The sequence below is a fragment of the Streptomyces sp. CNB091 genome, from assembly GCF_000377965.1.
The window spans coordinates 42982-59167 of sequence record NZ_KB899000.1; the positions used below are offsets into that span (position 1 = coordinate 42982).

The following is a 16186-nucleotide window of genomic DNA, read 5'->3' on the forward strand; positions in this document are numbered from 1 at the left end:
CCGCGACCCGGCGGGAAGCCACCGGGTCGCGGGGAGGGTGACGGGTCCTCAGAACCCCGGCGGCTCCGTGTAGGTGCCCCACTCCTCGCGCAGCACCCCGCAGATCTCGCCGAGCGTGGCCTCGGCCCGTACCGCGTCCAGCATCGGCGCGATCATGTTCGAGCCGTCGCGGGCGGAGGCGAGCATCGCGTCGAGGGCGGCGGTCACCTTGGCGTCGTCGCGGTGCGACTTGCGGTCCGCGAGCTGGCTGACCTGGTCGCGCTCGACCTCGTGGCTGACCCGGAGGATCTCCAGGTCGCCGGTGACCGAGCCGTGGTGGACGTTGACGCCGACGACCCGCTTGTCGCCCTTCTCCAGGGCCCGCTGGTACTGGAACGCGGACTCGGCGATCTCGCCGGTGAACCAGCCGTCCTCGATGCCGCGCAGGATGCCGGAGGTCATCGGCCCGATGGGGTGCTGCCCGTCGGGGTGCGCCCGGGTGCCGCGCTCCTTGATCTGGTCGAAGATCTTCTCGGCCTCGGCCTCGATCCGGTCGGTGAGCTGCTCGACGTACCAGGAGCCGCCCAGCGGGTCGGCCACGTTGGCGACGCCGGTCTCCTCCATCAGCACCTGCTGGGTGCGCAGGGCGATCTCGGCGGCCTGCTCGGAGGGGAGGGCGAGGGTCTCGTCGAGGGCGTTGGTGTGGAGCGAGTTGGTGCCGCCGAGCACGGCGGAGAGCGCCTCGACGGCGGTGCGCACCACGTTGTTGTACGGCTGCTGCGCGGTGAGCGAGACACCGGCGGTCTGGGTGTGGAAGCGGAGCCACTGCGCCTTGTCGGTCCTGGCGCCGTACGTCTCCTTCATCCAGCGGGCCCAGATGCGGCGGGCGGCGCGGAACTTGGCGATCTCCTCGAAGAAGTCCAGGTGCGCGTCGAAGAAGAAGGAGAGCCCGGGGGCGAAGGTGTCGACGTCCAGGCCGCGCGAGAGGCCCAGCTCCACGTAGCCGAAGCCGTCCGCGAGGGTGTACGCCAGTTCCTGCGCGGCCGTCGCCCCGGCCTCGCGGATGTGGTAGCCGGAGACGGAGAGCGGCTTGTAGGCGGGGATGTCGCGGGCGCAGTGCTCCATCAGGTCGCCGATGAGGCGCAGGTGGGGCTCGGGCTGGAAGAGCCACTCCTTCTGCGCGATGTACTCCTTGAAGATGTCGGTCTGGAGCGTGCCGTTGAGCACGCCCGGATCGACGCCCTGGCGCTCGGCGGCGACCAGGTACATGCAGAAGACGGGCACGGCCGGGCCGCTGATCGTCATCGAGGTGGTGACGTCGCCGAGGGGGATGTCCCCGAAGAGGACCTCCATGTCGGCGGCGGAGTCGATGGCGACCCCGCAGTGGCCGACCTCGCCCAGCGAGCGCGGGTCGTCGGAGTCCCGGCCCATGAGCGTCGGCATGTCGAAGGCGACGCTGAGGCCGCCGCCGCCCGCCGCGAGGATCATCTTGTAGCGCTCGTTGGTCTGCTGGGCATTGCCGAAGCCGGCGAACTGGCGGATCGTCCACGTGCGGCCCCGGTAGCCGGTGGCGTGCAGTCCGCGGGTGAAGGGGTACTCCCCCGGCCAGCCGATCCGCTCGAATCCCTCGTACGTGTCGCCGGGGCGTGGCCCGTACGCGGGCTCGACCGGGTCGCCGGAGAGCGTGGTGAAGTCCGCGTCACGCTTGCGGGCCTTGTCGTAACGGGCCTGCCAGCGGAGGCGGCCTTCCTCGATCGCGTCAGCGTCCATACCTCGAATTTACTAGGACGTCCTAGTAAATGTCGATGGCAAACCGCCCGGCGCTTTGCGCGCGGGGCGGTTCGGGGTGATCCGGGGCCCTCGGCTCAGGCCTTGGCGGTCACCGGTGCGGGGTCGGTGACCAGGGCGCGGGCCTCGCGGCTGACCTTCGGTTCGACGAAGAACGAGGCGAAGGGGATGCAGCCGGCGGCCAGCACCCACAGGAGCTTGCCGAAGGGCCACTTCGCCTTGGAGCCGAGATCGAACGCGAAGACGACGTAGACGATGAACAGCACGCCGTGGATCTGCGAGATCAGCATGGTGTCGCCGGTCTCGAAGCCGTACTTCGCGATGATCGCCACGGTGAAGACGAGCAGCCAGATGGCGGTGACGTAGGCCATCACCCGGTAGCGGGTGAGCACGTTCTGTTTCATGGCTACGAGCGTAACGGGACGACCGGCGCGATCTTCGCGCGGCCCCGGCCTCACCGGAGGCCCGCGTTCACTTCTCCTCGAAGTCCTGGGCCGCCACCCGGAGCGGACGCAGCATGGCGAAGATCTCGGCGCACTCCTCGGAGTCGTACACCCCGAGCCCGAAGTCGATCGCGACCAGGTCCCGTGTGGCCGCCTCGACGACGTCGCGGCCCTTGTCGGTGATGGACGCCAGCGTTCCGCGGCCGTCGTCGGGGTTCGGCCGCTTCCCGACGAGACCGGACCTGACCAGCCGGTCCACGGTGTTGGTGACCGAGGTGGGATGCACCATCAGCCGCTCCCCGATCTTGGACATCGGCAGCTCACCGGCCTTGGAGAAGGCGAGCAGCACCAGCGCCTCGTACCGCGCGAAGGTCAGCCCGTACGGCTTGACGACGGCGTCGACCTCGGCGAGCAGGATCTGCTGGGCCCGCATGATCGAGGTGATCGCCCCCATCGAGGGCACGGGTCCCCAGCGCTGCTGCCAGAGCTCGTCGGCGCGGGCGATGGGATCGAAGGCAAGACTGAGCGGCTTCGGCACGGCATCGACCTTACCGATTGGTCACATGCCGGTCAGCCCCGTCTCGCCTTTCGGTATCGGACATGCGTCCGGGGGCTGTCCTGCGGACCTCGGCGACCAACAGGAGCGTGCAGACGGTACCGATGATTCCGGATCCGGCGACCACCTGGTGCACGGGGAAGAACTCGGCCGCGAGCCCCGCCAGCGCCATCCCGAACCCCTGGACGGTCATCAGCCCGGCGGTGAGCAGCGTCATCGCCCGGCCGCGCAGCTCCCGGGGCACGGCGTCGACGAACCACTGGTCGAGCCCGATCACATAGGCGGCGCCCGCGCCGGCCAGGGCGAGGGCCGCCACGGCGAGCGGCAGCCCGGGGCGGACCACGTACACGAGGAGCGGAAGAAGGCCGACGGCGGCGACCGGTAGGACGATCCGGGAGCGGTTACGGGGGCTGAGGGCGGAGCCCACGAACAGCTCGGCCCCGATGTGCCCGGCGGCCATCGCGCAGAGCAGCAGCCCGAGCGCGGCGGGCGGAGCCCCGATCTCGTCGGCGTACGGGGCGGCGAGCGCCTCCGGGGCCACCACGAACATCGCGGGCAGCCAGAACAGCAGCGTCAGCGCCCGGATACGGCGGTCGCCCAGCACCAGACGGGCCCCGGAGAGCGACTCCTTGAGCAGGTTTTTGCCGCGGCCGCCGCCACCGCCACCGGCGCCGGCACGGGCGGGGCGGTCGCGGGTCCCGAAGCGGAGCAGCGCGGCCGAGCACAGGAAGGTCACCACGGTGACGGTGATCGCGCCGCGCGGGGACAGCACGGTGAGCAGCACCCCTCCGGCGCCGAACCCGATGAGCATCGCGCTCTGCGAGACGATCCGCAGCAGCGAACGGCCCAGTACGTAGAGGTCGCCCTCGCCGAGGATGTCGGTGAGCGCCGCCATCCGCGTCCCGGTGAAGACGGGCGCGATGGCGGCGACCAGGCAGCGCAGGGCGAGGAGTCCGGCGACCGGGGTGGCGGGCACCAGCATCACGGCGACGCAGGCCGCGCAGAGCAGGTCGCAGACGACCAGGACGCGGCGGGCCGGGTAGCGGTCGGCGACCCCCGCGAACAGCGTCCCTCCGATCATGTACGGGAGCAGCCCGAGCGCGAACGTCAGGGCACTGAGCAGCGGGGAGCCGGTGAGGTCGTAGACGAGCACGGTGAGCGCCAGCTCGCTGACGACGACGCCGAGCAGCGAGAGGAGGTGCGCGGCGAAGACGGCCCGGAACTCGGTGACGGCGAAGACGGCGCGGTAGCCGCGCGGGGCGTCGGCGGGGGCCTTGGGGGCGGTGGGCTCCCGGAGCGTGGGCCCGGGGCCCGGGTCATGGTGGGCGGCACGCTCCGGGGGCGGAGCCGGGACCGGTGCCGCCGGGGCGGGCGGTGTACGGGGTGTTTCCGCCGGGGCGGGTCTTTCGGTCGGCATGGGACGAGCCTGGGGCCGGAGCGCGGTCGGCCCTAGACTTTCGGCTGGAGACGAATGTTCGGGCGGCGGGGCGAGGGAGGGGCATGCCGTTCCAGCTGCACTTCGGCGAGAGCGATCTGCTGCGCTGCCGGTTCGCGCTGTCGCCGCTGTTCGAGACCCAGGAGGCGGTGCGCACCCTGCACCGCACCGGCCGCCACGGCTACCACCTGCCGTGGCTCCGCCGGATCCGGGAGGCGTCGGGGGCGCTGGACCTGGAGCCGCTGTGGCTGCTGATGCCGGCCATCGGTCACAACCCGGACTTCATCTGCCCGCCGCCGATCGGGCCGCTCGCGACGTTCGAGGAGGAGATCGCGGCCGTCCGGGCGGTCGATCCGGAGGTGGCGCGGGCCGACATGGCGCTGGCCCTGGCGGACCGGCCCGGCGGGACCGCGTCGCCGACGGGCCGGCGGCTGCTGGCCGATCCGGCGCGGGCCGTGCGCGAGCTCGCCGACCTGCTGGAGCGGGCCTGGCAGGCGTTGATCGAGCCGTACTGGCCCCGGCTGCGGGCGCTGCTGGAGGCGGACATCGCCTACCACTCGCGGCGGCTCGCGGACAGCGGGCTGGAGCAGCTGCTGGGTGAGCTGAGCCCCCGGCTGAGCTGGAACGGCTCGACGCTCACCGTGGCCGGGACCCAGGGCGACCACGAGCGGGTGCTGGGCGGGCAGGGGCTGGTCCTGATGCCGAGCGTCTTCGTCTGGCCGGAGGTGGTAGGCGGCCACGAGGAGCCGTGGCGGCCCGGGCTGATCTACCCGGCGCGCGGCATCGGCGGGCTGTGGAGCGAGTCCGGCGACCGGACCCCGGAGACCCTCGCCCGGCTGCTCGGCCGGGTCCGGGCAGACGTGCTGTGCGCCCTGGACGAACCGGCCGGGACGAGCGCGCTGGCCCACCGGATGGGCCTCGCCCCGTCGTCCGTGTCGGCCCATCTGTCCGTGCTGCGCGGGGCGGGGCTGCTGACCTCGCGGCGCTACGGACACCAGGTGCTGTACGAGCGCACCCCGCTGGGGATCGCGCTGACCGCCTCGGACTGACGCGCGCCGGCGGCCGTCGCACGCATAGGAATCACGGACGGTGTCGCACCGCCACTCTCCGTGACCGATATGTCACGATGGCCCACGCTCCCTGTGCTCCGTGTCCGTGAGTCATCACCGTCCGAGGGGTCTGGATGTCCGGCCGCAGAATCGTCCCCCGCGCTCTCCCCCGTACCGTCCCCGTCCTGGCCGCCCTCGCCCTGGCGACCGTTCTCACCGCGGGCTGCTCGACACCGGAACCGCGCGTCACCGGCACCGTCGACGCGGCGGACGAACTCGTCCGGGGAGAACCCGCCCCGGACGCGGCCTCCCCGTACTGGGTCGACCCGAACAGCGACGCGGCCCGACAGGTGCGCGCCTGGGAGAAGGAGGGGCGCGAGGCGGAGGCGAAGATCCTGCGGCGGATCTCCGGCCGGCCGGTGGCCGACTGGCCCGCGTGGGACGATCCGGCCCCCGGCATCCGGGCCGCCGCGAAGTCCGCCGCCCGCACGAAGAAGACCATCCTGCTGGTGGCGTACAACATCCCGCACCGCGACTGCGGGCTCTACTCCGCGGGTGGCGCGAAGGACGCGGACTCCTACCGTTCCTGGATCGGGGAGTTCGCCGACGCCATCGGCAACGCGCCCGCCACCGTGATCCTGGAGCCGGACGCCCTCCCCCACATCACCGACGGCTGCACCCCGCCCGAGCACCACGCCGAGCGCTACCAGCTCCTCTCCGAGGCGGTGGACACGCTCAAGGCCCTGCCGAACACCCAGGTCTACCTGGACGCGGGCAACCCGGAGTGGATCGACGAGCCGTCCAAGATGGCGCAGCCGCTGCGTCAGGCCGGCATCGACCGGGCCGACGGCTTCTCCCTGAACGTCTCCAACTTCCAGTCGAACGAGAGCGTGAAGACGTACGCGAAGCGGCTCTCCGACGCCGTGGGCGGCTCGCACTTCGTGATCGACACCAGCCGCAACGGCAACGGCCCCCTGTCCGGGGGCCGTGAGGAGGCCTGGTGCAATCCGCCGGGCCGGGGGCTCGGCACGCCGCCGACCACCGACACCGGCGACGACCGGCTCGACGCCTATCTGTGGATCAAGCGGCCGGGCGACTCCGACGGCACCTGCCGGGGAGGCCCGCCGGCCGGCGACTGGTGGCCGGAGTACGCGCTCGGCCTGGCGAGGCGCGCCGCCTCCTGAGCCGGTCGCGGCGCGCCCCCGGGGTCAGGCGACCTTGACCCACTTCGCCTCGGAGGGAACGCCGTCGGTGTCGGTGACGAAGAGCATGTACCAGCCGGGCGGCACCAGCGTGGGGTCGTCCGGCACGGTCACGCTCACCTTGCCGTCGCCCTTCTTCAGGCCCAGTTCGATGGAGCGCTGCTCCACGTCGGTGGTGTGGGTGACGGCGCTCGGCCGCATCAGCCGGGCCGTGGCGATCCGGTCGGCGTCGGCGCTCTCGTACGTGACCGTGGCGCCGCGCTCGGCGTTCTCGGGGCCGTTGCCGATCACCGGGCGCTCGTCCCCGCCCCGGTGCAGGGCGGGCGGGGTGTAGACCTCCATGCGCTGCTCGAACTTGCCGAGCTTGGTGTTGTCCTTGTCGCCGTAGAGCGAGTCGGAGCCGAAGGTCGCCACCCGCCCGTCGGGCAGCAGCAGCGCCTCGGAGTGGTAGTTGCGCCCCACCGTCGGCGCCGCCGCCTCCTTGAAGGTGTTGGTCTTCGGGTCGTAGGACTGCGCCTTCAGGATGTTGCTCGCCCCGCGGCCCCGGTAGTCCTCGGATCCGCCGCTGGTGAAGACGGTGTCGTCGGGCATGATCACGCTGTTCAGATAGCGCGTGCCCTGCGGCAGGTCGGGGCCCGGCTCGAAGGCCGGGTTCTCCTGCTTGAGGTCGATGACCGCCGTGCGGGCGGTGGACTTCTTCGACTCGCCGACCCCGCCGCCGCCGAGCACCATCACCTTCTGGTCCTGCACGGGCGGCAGCAGCAGCGAGGCCGCGGTCTCCAGCTGGTCGGTGTCGGTCAGTCCGGGCACCTTGGTGAAGGTGTTCTTCTTGATGTCCCAGATCCCGGGCTCGCGCCCCTTGTCCGCCGGGCCGTAACCGGCGTTGGCGCCCGGGTAGAAGAGCTTGCCGCCCTTGGTCAGGAAGAGCGCCGGGTAGGTCGGGAAGTACTGGAAGGGGCCCTCGGACCACTTCTTCGTCTTCGGGTCGTAGACCTCGTTGTCGCCCGGGAGGATCGCCCCGACGTCGTCGAGGCCGGAGACGGAGAGCACCCGGCCGTCCTCGAGACCGACGAGCGTCGGATACCAGCGGGCCTCCTTCATCGGGTCGACCTTGATGTACTTCTCCGCCGTCGGGTCGAACTCGTAGGCGGCACGGATCCCCTGGAAGTCCTGCTTGTCCATGGTGATCTTCTCGGCGAGGCCGTAGGAGTTGTCGGCGGCCTTGCCCTTCAGCCCGACGATCTCGTACTGGGCGGCGTCCGCCGCCACCGCCTCGGGTCCTTCGTCCACCGCCTCGACGAAGACCCGCTGCTCGGAGGCGGTCACCTTCGTCTTCCACGGCTTCATCTGGCCGCTCTCGAAGTAGTCGACCTCGAACTCGCGCTTGGCCTTGGGGACGGTGACGTCGAACTTGGCCACGTACTCGACGCCGGAGGGCGAGCGGAAGACCGTGCCCTTCTTGAGCTTCAGCGGCTTGTCCGGGTTCTCGTTCTTGACCCGCATGCCGCCGCCGGCCCGCTTCACCTTGTCGTCGAGCACCTCGTAGCGGGCGGTGCCGCCGGCGATCAGGAGGCGGCCGTCGGGGAGCTGGGCGTGGCCGCCGCAGAAGAAGTCCTCGGGGGTGGGGATCTTCTGGAAGGTGTTCTCGGCCGGGTCCCACAGCACCGTGTCGAAGGTGCCCGCGTCGAAGTGCGCCTCGTCGTTGCCGGAGCCCGCGACGATCAGCACCTTCCCGGTGTGCAGGAGCGCCGCGTGGATCGCGTTGGTCCGGTACTCCTTCGGGATGTCCACCCGGTCCCAGGAGCCGTACTCCGCCTTGTACTCCGGCTGGTCGATCTTGTACGCGTGGTACCTGTCCTCGGCGAAGGACAGGGCCGCGGGAGCGTTCAGCCCGGCGAGCAGCACCACCGCGCCGCCTCCCAGGAGCGTCTTCCTCATCTGCTTCGAGGGCCGGTAGGCCATGGGTCAGTTCCCTCCTGCGGTGGTGGTGGCGGTGGTGCCGGCGCTCGCCTTGGTGGCCGCCGGCGGGGCGGGGGCGGTGGTGGTGACGTACGCCGGTTCGGGCGGCGGGGGCGCCGGGACGGGGACGGCGCGCGCGGCCTCGGCGCGCCTGTCCTGCCGGACGGTCCAGGCCCAGACGGCGACCGGGGAGAGGGATATCGCAAGCCCCAGCGTCGCCCAGGTCCGCATCGCCACATGGGTGTGGTCCAGGTACACCGACGCGGCGAGCGAGGAGAGCAGGACCGCCGCCCAGCAGAGGTGGATACGGAAGGTGAGCAGCCGGTCCGGGGAGGTCTGCCCGCCCTTGGGCGTGACGACGAACCGACCGTCGGTGCGCAGCACGGCCGAGCCCAGCGACTTCAGGTAGATCGGGGCGGAGAGCGCGGACATGGCCATGCCGGCGAGACCGCCGGAACCCTCGGGCTCGTGCGGGGAGACGTTGTGCCGGCGGTTCCAGAGGTAGAGCCCGATCTGGAGGGCGGCGGCGTCGCTGTAGAGCATCAGCCAGATGGAGGCGGCGACCTGGGTGCCGGACGCCCCGAACCAGAGGAACAGCACGCAGCTGCCCACGCCGAGCAGCCAGTTGACCGCGGTCATCGGGTAGTAGACGAGCATCAGCGTGTAGCTGAGGAGGCGGCCGGGGGGCACCCGGAACAGCGCCTTGCCGTACTGCTTGAACAGCGTCTCGTACGTTCCCCGGGACCAGCGCAGCTGCTGGGTGAAGAAGTCCGTCCAGGAGGCGGGCCCCTCGCCCACGGCGAGCACGTCGGGGGTGTAGACGGAACGCCAGTAGTGCCCGGTGTGCGGGTTGCGGCGGCGGTGGATCTCGAAGCCGGTGGCCATGTCCTCGGTGATCGAGTCGTACAGGCCGCCGACCTGCCGCAGCGCGGCGATGCGCACGACGTTGTTGGTGCCGACGAACATCGGGGCGCCGTAACGGTTGCCCGCGCGCTGGATCAGGGCGTGGAAGAGGAACTGCTGCGACTCGGCGGCCTTGGTGACGGCCGAGTCGTAGTTCCCGTAGACCTGCGGTCCGACGACGAAGGCGACGTCCGGGTCGCGGAAGTAGCCCATCATCCGTTCCAGGAAGTTGGGCATGGGCACGTGGTCGGTGTCCACGGAGGCGAAGAAGTCGTAGTCACCGCCGTGCAGCGCGATCCAGGCGTTGTAGTTGCCGTGCTTCGTCTTCGCCTTGTGGACGCCTTTGTCACGGTTCCACTCGGGGACGCCGCGGCGGGTGAAGTGGTGGACGCCCAGTTCGGCGCAGAGCATCCGGGCCCCGGGGTCGTCGCCCTCGTCGAGGAGCCAGACGTCCAGCGGGCCGGGGTGCTTCAGGCGTACGGCGCCCTTGAGGGTGGCGCGGACCATGGAGAGCGGTTCCTTGCCGGGGACGTACGTGGTCAGGAAGGCGACTCTGGTGCCGGGCTCGGGCGTCACCGGGACCGGGTCCCGCGCGACGAGCGTGGCATGCGCGATGGAGACCACGTTGACCAGCATGAACAGCTCGATCAGCGCGATCGACACCAGCATCACGGTGTCGGCGACGACCAGCCAGCGCTCCCCGTTCTCCCGCTCGGTCCAGTGCGTGGGCCAGACCAGGTACAGCAGCAGGACGCCCGTGAGCACCGGGGCGAGGGTCATCAGCAGGACGGCTCTTATTCGGTGCTTCTCCGTCGAGAGCAGGCTCCTGTACCGCACCCGGTACCCCGTCGGTTCCGGCTCCGTGAGCGGACCCGCGAGCCGGCTGTAGGTGTCGTAGTCGTAGCCCTCCGACCGCACCGTGCCTCCCACTGTCGAACGGGTTGATATCCCCACAGAAGGGGACGGCTAACGGTGTGTCGACTTGGCGGGTCCGAGTGAGCGGTTTTTGGTCCGGAGCCGGAAAAGCCCCCGACCGTGTGGCGGCGGGGGCTTTTCGGGTGAACGCGGGCGGAGGCGGGACGTCCGCGCGGACGGTGCGTCAGGACGAGAGGTGACGCTCCACGGTCGCGACCTTGGAGGTCAGGCCGTCGGTGACGCCGGGGCGGATGTCGGCCTTCAGTACCAGGGAGACACGGCCGGCGCGGGCCTCGACGGCGGCCACGGCGCGCTTGACGACGTCCATGACCTCGTCCCACTCCCCCTCGACGGAGGTGAACATCGCGTCGGTGCGGTTGGGGAGCCCGGATTCACGCACGACCCGCACGGCGTCGGCCACGTACTCCCCGACGTCCTCGCCGACACCGAGCGGGGAGACGGAGAACGCGACGATCATGCGCTGACCGTGCCCTCGCGGCGGGCGCGGGCGGCGATGACGCCGTCGGCCTCGTACTGCTTGAGGAGCTTGTCGCCGTAGAGCCCGCCGAAGGGGATCAGGGACAGGACGAAGAAGAGGGCGACACGCTTGAGCGGCCACTTGGCCTTCATCCAGACGTCGAGCAGGAACACGGCGTAGATCACGAAGAGCACGCCGTGGATCATGCCGAGCGGCATCATCAGGAAGTCGATGTCCGAGACGCGGCTGAGGACCGAGCCGAAGAGGATCAGGGCGGGGAAGGACAGCGCCTCGGGAATCGAGATGAGGCGCAGCCGGTGCAGGGCGGAAGCGGTCTTGATGTCCACAGGGGCACCTTCGGTGGGAGGGTCGCGAGGGCTTGTGAACCCAGGCACAAGCCGCCCCCATTGTGGCATCGCTCCGGCGTGCCCCCGGCGGCGGGGGCCGCCCCGTCCGCCGGTGCGCGTATCGCCGCATAGCAGGGCCGGTCCGCGTGCGCATCAGGGGCGTAACGGTTCCGGAGCCTCTGGCCGGGGTGCGGCGGGGACGGCTACCGTCGTCGCGTGGCGATGTTCCGACTCCAAGGCAGCAAGACGCTCGCCGTCGATCTGACGGGTGATGCCGTCAAGGCGAAGAACGGCTCGATGGTCGCGTACGACGGCCGGATGTCCTTCAAGAAGATGTCCGGCGGCGGTGAGGGGCTCCGGGGCATGGTGACCCGCCGGCTGACCGGCGAGCAGATGACGGTGATGGAGGTGTCCGGGCAGGGCACCTGCTACTTCGCCGACCGGGCGAGCGAGATCAACCTGGTCTCGCTGCGCGGCGACACCCTGTACGTGGAGGCGAGCAATCTGCTGGCCACCGACGCCGGGCTGCGCACGGGCACGACGTTCACCGGGCTGCGCGGCGGGGCGAGCGGCAACGGCCTGTTCACCACCACGGTGGAGGGCACCGGGCAGGCGGCGATCACGTCGGACGGCACGGCGGTGCTGCTGCGGGTGTCGCCGCAGTATCCGCTGACGGTCGACCCCGGCGCGTACATCGCCCACCAGGGCCGGCTCCAGCAGAGTTTCCAGGCGGGGGTGAACTTCCGGACGCTGATGGGCGAGGGCTCCGGCGAGGCGTTCCAGATCCGCTTCGAGGGCGACGGCCTGGTCTATGTGCAGCCGAGCGAGCGCAACACCGTGGGGGGCGATGTCTGATGCCGTTCCGGGAGATCAACTCCAAGATGGTCGAGGCCACCCTGGCCCCGGGCCAGAAGCTGTTCAGCCAGCGCGGCGCGATGCTGGCGTACCGGGGCGAGGTGTCCTTCACCCCGAACCTCCAGGGCGGGCAGGGCGGCGTCGCGTCGATGATCGGCCGCCGGGTGGCGGGCGAGTCGACGCCGCTGATGACGGTCGAGGGCTCGGGCACGGTGATGTTCGGCCACGGCGGCCACCACATCCAGGTGATCGAACTGGCGGGCGACACCCTGTACGTGGAGGCGGACCGGCTGCTCGCGTTCGACGGGACGCTCCAGCAGGGCACGATGTTCATGGGCTCGCAGGGCGGGGTGATGGGCATGGTGCGCGGCCAGGTGACCGGCCAGGGCCTGTTCACCACCACACTCAAGGGGCACGGCGCGGTGGCGGTGATGGCGCACGGCGGGGTGATCGAACTGCCGATCACGCCGGGCCGGGACGTCCATGTGGACCCGCAGGCCTACGTCGCCCACCACGGTGAGGTCCGGAACAAGCTGTCCACGGCGGTCGGCTGGCGGGACATGGTGGGGCGGGGCTCCGGCGAGGCGTTCCAGCTGGAGCTGAGCGGCAGTGGTGCGGTGTACGTCCAGGCGTCGGAGGAGAAGCTTTGAGCACGCCCGTGGTCCTCGACCCGATGACGCTGCCGTCGGACGACAACGTCAACTCCTACACCTTCTGCGTGGAGCTCAAGGGGAGCCGGTGGTTCCTGCAGAAGGGCAAGATGATCGCCTACTACGGGCAGATCCAGTTCGACGGCATCGGACACGGCCGGTTCGAGCGGCTGGTGCGCTCCAGTTTCCACTCGCCGCTGCACGCGAGCGACTGGGTGGTGGCCGAGGGCAGCGGCAAGATGCTGCTGGCGGACCGGGCGTTCGATGTGAACTCCTTCGACCTGGAGGACGGGAACCTCACCATCCGGTCCGGGAACCTGCTGGCGTACCAGCCGACGATGGCGCTGAAGCAGTCGATCGTGCCGGGGTTCGTGACGCTGATCGGCACGGGGAAGTTCGTGGCCGCGTCGAACGGCCCGGTGGTGTTCATGGAGCCGCCGCTGCGGGTGGATCCGCAGGCGCTGGTGGGCTGGGCCGACTGCCCCTCCCCGTGCCACCACTACGACCACGGCTACATGACGGGCGTGATGGGCGGCATCCGGTCGCTCACGGGGATCGGCGGGACGTCGGGCGAGGAGCACCAGTTCGAGTTCGTCGGGGCGGGCACGGTGCTGCTCCAGTCGAGCGAGGCGCTGATGCCGGAGCAGGCGGCGGGCGTGGTCCCGAACGAACCGGGCGTTCCGGGTGGCGGGGGTCAACCCGGATCCGCTCCGCGCATGCCCGGCCAGCTGGGGGACCTCCAGCGTCGCTTCGGGTTGTGAGCGGTAGTCTGCGGAGTGTGACGTCGAACGCCTGCGCCCAGCCGTCGGTGCTTGCCGACGGGCCCCTCGGCACTCCCGCGGGCCGGGAGTGCCCGTCGTCACACACCCCAATTTCGTCCGGCTTTCAACTTCTTAGGTAGAATCCATATATGGAGACCGAGACGGCCACCCGCTGGCTGAGCGACGCGGAGCAGTGCGCCTGGCGCACCCACCTGGACGTCAGCAGGCTGCTGATGCACCAACTGGAGAAGGACCTCCAGCCGTTCGGCCTGACCATGAACGACTACGAGATCCTGGTCAACCTCTCCGAATCGGACGACCAGCGCATGCGGATGAGCGACCTCGCCGCCGCCACCCTCCAGTCCAAGAGCCGGCTCTCGCACCAGATCACCCGTATGGAGACCGCCGGGCTGGTCCGCCGCACCCACTGCGAATCGGACCGGCGCGGACTGTTCGCGGTCCTCACCGACCACGGCGCGGAGACCATGCGCAAGGTCGCCCCGCACCACGTCGCCTCGGTGCGGCAGCACTTCATGGACCTGCTGTCCCCCGAGGCGCTGGCCGACCTGCACGCCGCGCTGACCCCGATCGCGGAACACCTGCGCGGCAAGCGCGGCAAGCTGTAGGGCCCGGGACCGTCAGGCGGGGCGGGGCAGCCACAGCCGGAAGGCCGCACCGCCCTCCGCCGCCGCGTGCACCGTCAGCGTCCCGCCGTGGCGCGAGGCGACGTCCCGGGCGATGGCCAGCCCGAGTCCCGCGCCGCCGTCGTCCCGGCTGCGGGCGTCGTCGAGCCGGACGAACCGTTCGAAGATCCGCTCCCGCTCGTCCTCGGGGACGCCCGCCCCGTCGTCCCTGACCTCCACCCGTACGCCGCGCCCGTCGGCCGCCACCGACACCGCGACGCTCCCCTCGGCGTGCCGCTGGGCGTTGTCCAGCAGATTGCCGATCACCCGGGACAGCTGCCCGCGCGACCCGCTCACCTCGAACGCACCGCCCTCCGGCGCCTCGACGCTCACCGCGATCCGGTCCCCGGTCCGCTGCGACACCTCCTCCCGGACCAGCGCGCCCAGCTCCACCGTCGCGCTCCCGGGCTTCTCCCCCGCGTCGAGGCGGGCCAGCAGCAGCAGATCCGCCGCCAGCACCTGGAGCCGTACGGTGTCGGCGACCGCGCCCGGGAGGTCCAGCAGCTCCGGATGGGCCTCGGCCACCTCCAGCTGGGTGCGCAGCGAGGCGATCGGGGAACGCAGCTCGTGCGAGGCGTCCGCGACGAACCGGCGCTGGCGTTCCACGGACGCCTCCAGGACGGTGAGCGTCTCGTTCGTCGTCCGGGCCAGCGCCGCGATCTCGTCCCGCGAACCGGGCTCCGGAACCCGGCGGGCCAGGTCCTCGGAGGCGGTGATCGCCGCCATCTCGCGGCGGATGCCCTCGACCGGCCGCAGGGCCCGGCGGGTCACCAGCCAGGTCACCCCGGCGACGACCACCAGGAGCAGCGGCAGTCCGGTGAGCATCGCCCCGCGCACCGTGTTCACCGCCTCCTGCTCGGCGGCGAGCGGTGCGCCGGCGTGCACGGTCAGGGTGACGCCGCGGGGGGTCGTCGCCTCGACGGCGGCGAAGCGGTAGTCGGCGGTGGTGCGGTCGACGGTGGCGGTGCCGTCGGAGAAGTCCGGGTCGTCGGAGGAGACCTGGCCGCGGCCGGGGCGGCTGCCGTCATCGTCGTCGTCGGCGCTGTCGTCGTCCCCGTCCCCGTCGTCTTCGCCGGGCGACGGGGAGGCCCCCGCCGAGGCCGAGGGCACCGGGGTGACACCGCTCGTGCCGGTGCCGGTGACGGCCCGCAGGTCCTTGGAGACGATGACGACCCGGCCCTCCTCGTCGGTCACCTGGACCGGGTGGTCCTCCTCGTCGTCCAGTTCCAGTTCGGCGTACGGGGTGCCCGTGGCCAGCTGTCCGGCCACCTCGCGGGCCGCCACCTCGGCCTGGAGGTCCGCCTGGTCGATCAGGTTGGCCCGCAGGACCAGGAGCACGGCGAGGCCGGCCGCCACCAGGGCGACGGCGACGACCAGGGTGGCCCCGATGGCGGCCCTGGCCCGTACGGACCTCACTGCGCCTCCAGCCGGTAGCCCGCGCCGCGCACGGTACGGATGGCACGCGCGCCGAGCTTGCGCCGCAGGGTGGAGATGTAGACCTCGACGATGTTCGGGTCGCCGTCGTAGGCGAAGTCCCAGACGTGCTCCAGGATCTCCGCCTTGCTGACGACCTGGCCCGCGCGCAGGGCGAGCTGCTCCAGCACCGCGAACTCCTTGGCGGTGAGCGTGATCTCGTCCTCGCCGCGGATCACCCGGCGGGCGGCGGTCTCGACGCGCAGGGACCCGACGGTCAGGACGGGCGCGGCGGTGCCGCCTCCCCGGCGGCGCAGCAGGGCGCGGACCCGGGCGACGAGGACGACGTAGCTGAAGGGCTTGGTCAGATAGTCGTCGGCGCCGGTGTCCAGGCCCTCGGCCTCGTCGTACTCGCCGTCCTTGGCGGTCAGCATGAGGATCGGCACCTCGTGGCCTGCGGCGCGCAGGTTCGAGCAGACGCGGTAGCCGTTCATGCCGGGCAGCATGATGTCGAGGATCACCAGGTCGTAGGAGCCCTCGCTCGCCCGGTGCAGCCCTTCGAGCCCGTCGTGCACGACATCCACGGCGAAGCCCTCGGCGGTCAGTCCCCTGGCCAGGGACACCGCGAGTCGCTTCTCGTCCTCCACGATCAACAGGCGCATGCGCACAGCCTCGCAAACTCAACCTGAAGGCGCCTTCAGGTGGCTTCAGGTTGCGTTCAGCTACCTCCCGGCAGTGTGGGTCACGTCGAACAGCAGCAGCTCTCGGGA

16 protein-coding genes are annotated in these 16186 nt (G+C 71.2%); 6 read left to right on the forward strand and 10 right to left on the reverse strand.

What is annotated here, in order from left to right; all coding sequences use genetic code 11:
• Positions 1–48: 48 nt before the first annotated feature.
• The 4 genes from icmA to D581_RS0119810 all read right to left on the reverse strand — a co-directional run bounded on the left by icmA (position 49) and on the right by D581_RS0119810 (position 4183).
• A complete protein-coding gene (icmA, locus tag D581_RS0119795) occupies positions 49–1749 on the reverse strand; it encodes a coenzyme B12-dependent isobutyryl-CoA mutase large subunit (protein WP_018958947.1) in 1701 nt (566 codons plus the stop codon).
• 95 nt (positions 1750–1844) lie between these two features.
• Complete coding sequence (locus tag D581_RS0119800) at positions 1845–2171, reverse strand: DUF3817 domain-containing protein (protein ID WP_026290710.1); 327 nt, start codon at positions 2169–2171, stop codon at positions 1845–1847.
• A gap of 67 nt (positions 2172–2238) precedes the next feature.
• Positions 2239–2748, reverse strand: coding sequence for a MarR family winged helix-turn-helix transcriptional regulator (locus D581_RS0119805; protein ID WP_018958949.1), 510 nt, complete (start codon positions 2746–2748; stop codon positions 2239–2241).
• Between the two features lie 10 nt (positions 2749–2758).
• Entirely contained in the window at positions 2759–4183 is a 1425-nt protein-coding gene (locus D581_RS0119810; RefSeq protein ID WP_026290711.1) for an MFS transporter, read from the reverse strand.
• 83 nt (positions 4184–4266) lie between these two features.
• Here D581_RS0119810 and D581_RS0119815 point away from each other — a divergent pair, with 83 nt between their 5' ends.
• Complete coding sequence (locus D581_RS0119815) at positions 4267–5250, forward strand: ArsR/SmtB family transcription factor (RefSeq protein ID WP_018958950.1); 984 nt, start codon at positions 4267–4269, stop codon at positions 5248–5250.
• Positions 5251–5384: 134 nt separating this feature from the next.
• Positions 5385–6434, forward strand: a complete 1050-nt coding sequence (locus tag D581_RS0119820; protein ID WP_018958951.1) for a glycoside hydrolase family 6 protein — start codon at positions 5385–5387, stop codon at positions 6432–6434.
• Between the two features lie 24 nt (positions 6435–6458).
• Here the strand turns inward: D581_RS0119820 and glxA are convergent, their stop codons facing one another.
• The 4 genes from glxA to D581_RS0119840 all read right to left on the reverse strand — a co-directional run bounded on the left by glxA (position 6459) and on the right by D581_RS0119840 (position 11054).
• Positions 6459–8414, reverse strand: coding sequence for a radical copper oxidase GlxA (glxA, locus tag D581_RS0119825; protein ID WP_018958952.1), 1956 nt, complete (start codon positions 8412–8414; stop codon positions 6459–6461).
• A gap of 3 nt (positions 8415–8417) precedes the next feature.
• Positions 8418–10232, reverse strand: a complete 1815-nt coding sequence (locus D581_RS0119830; RefSeq protein WP_199787818.1) for a glycosyltransferase family 2 protein — start codon at positions 10230–10232, stop codon at positions 8418–8420.
• Positions 10233–10413: 181 nt separating this feature from the next.
• On the reverse strand, positions 10414–10707 hold the full coding sequence (locus D581_RS0119835; RefSeq protein ID WP_018958954.1) for an MTH1187 family thiamine-binding protein: 294 nt from the start codon (positions 10705–10707) through the stop codon (positions 10414–10416).
• Positions 10704–11054, reverse strand: coding sequence for a DUF3817 domain-containing protein (locus D581_RS0119840; protein WP_007448011.1), 351 nt, complete (start codon positions 11052–11054; stop codon positions 10704–10706). The genes D581_RS0119835 and D581_RS0119840 overlap by 4 nt, the downstream gene beginning before the upstream one ends.
• Before the next feature lie 222 nt (positions 11055–11276).
• On the opposite strand from D581_RS0119840, the gene D581_RS0119845 reads away from it, so the two are divergent.
• The 4 genes from D581_RS0119845 (at position 11277) to D581_RS0119860 (ending at position 13946) form a co-directional block, all read left to right on the forward strand.
• Complete coding sequence (locus D581_RS0119845) at positions 11277–11909, forward strand: AIM24 family protein (RefSeq protein WP_018958955.1); 633 nt, start codon at positions 11277–11279, stop codon at positions 11907–11909.
• The gene (locus D581_RS0119850; protein WP_018958956.1) at positions 11909–12559 is read left to right on the forward strand and encodes an AIM24 family protein; all 651 of its coding nucleotides are present in this window, start codon (positions 11909–11911) and stop codon (positions 12557–12559) included. The genes D581_RS0119845 and D581_RS0119850 overlap by 1 nt, the downstream gene beginning before the upstream one ends.
• The gene (locus tag D581_RS0119855; RefSeq protein WP_026290713.1) at positions 12556–13320 is read left to right on the forward strand and encodes an AIM24 family protein; all 765 of its coding nucleotides are present in this window, start codon (positions 12556–12558) and stop codon (positions 13318–13320) included. The genes D581_RS0119850 and D581_RS0119855 overlap by 4 nt, the downstream gene beginning before the upstream one ends.
• Before the next feature lie 149 nt (positions 13321–13469).
• Complete coding sequence (locus D581_RS0119860; protein WP_018958958.1) at positions 13470–13946, forward strand: MarR family winged helix-turn-helix transcriptional regulator; 477 nt, start codon at positions 13470–13472, stop codon at positions 13944–13946.
• Between the two features lie 12 nt (positions 13947–13958).
• Here D581_RS0119860 and D581_RS0119865 read toward each other — a convergent pair whose 3' ends face one another.
• Together D581_RS0119865 and D581_RS0119870 are read right to left on the reverse strand one after the other, a co-directional pair.
• Positions 13959–15419 carry a sensor histidine kinase gene (locus tag D581_RS0119865; protein WP_018958959.1) on the reverse strand — a complete coding sequence of 487 codons (1461 nt, stop codon included), beginning with the start codon at positions 15417–15419 and terminating at the stop codon, positions 13959–13961.
• Positions 15416–16078, reverse strand: a complete 663-nt coding sequence (locus tag D581_RS0119870) for a response regulator transcription factor (protein WP_018958960.1) — start codon at positions 16076–16078, stop codon at positions 15416–15418. The genes D581_RS0119865 and D581_RS0119870 overlap by 4 nt, the downstream gene beginning before the upstream one ends.
• Positions 16079–16186 lie beyond the last annotated feature (108 nt).

What these genes read in the sequence shown, in the direction of transcription:
- icmA (WP_018958947.1), bottom strand. Translation starts at nt 1,749, where the DNA reads ATGGACGCTGACGCGATCGAGGAAGGCCGCCTCCGCTGGCAGGCCCGT.
- D581_RS0119800 (WP_026290710.1), bottom strand. Translation starts at nt 2,171, where the DNA reads ATGAAACAGAACGTGCTCACCCGCTACCGGGTGATGGCCTACGTCACC.
- D581_RS0119810 (WP_026290711.1), bottom strand. Translation starts at nt 4,183, where the DNA reads ATGCCGACCGAAAGACCCGCCCCGGCGGAAACACCCCGTACACCGCCC.
- D581_RS0119815 (WP_018958950.1), top strand. Translation starts at nt 4,267, where the DNA reads ATGCCGTTCCAGCTGCACTTCGGCGAGAGCGATCTGCTGCGCTGCCGG.
- D581_RS0119820 (WP_018958951.1), top strand. Translation starts at nt 5,385, where the DNA reads ATGTCCGGCCGCAGAATCGTCCCCCGCGCTCTCCCCCGTACCGTCCCC.
- glxA (WP_018958952.1), bottom strand. Translation starts at nt 8,414, where the DNA reads ATGGCCTACCGGCCCTCGAAGCAGATGAGGAAGACGCTCCTGGGAGGC.
- D581_RS0119835 (WP_018958954.1), bottom strand. Translation starts at nt 10,707, where the DNA reads ATGATCGTCGCGTTCTCCGTCTCCCCGCTCGGTGTCGGCGAGGACGTC.
- D581_RS0119845 (WP_018958955.1), top strand. Translation starts at nt 11,277, where the DNA reads ATGTTCCGACTCCAAGGCAGCAAGACGCTCGCCGTCGATCTGACGGGT.
- D581_RS0119850 (WP_018958956.1), top strand. Translation starts at nt 11,909, where the DNA reads ATGCCGTTCCGGGAGATCAACTCCAAGATGGTCGAGGCCACCCTGGCC.
- D581_RS0119860 (WP_018958958.1), top strand. Translation starts at nt 13,470, where the DNA reads ATGGAGACCGAGACGGCCACCCGCTGGCTGAGCGACGCGGAGCAGTGC.
- D581_RS0119870 (WP_018958960.1), bottom strand. Translation starts at nt 16,078, where the DNA reads ATGCGCCTGTTGATCGTGGAGGACGAGAAGCGACTCGCGGTGTCCCTG.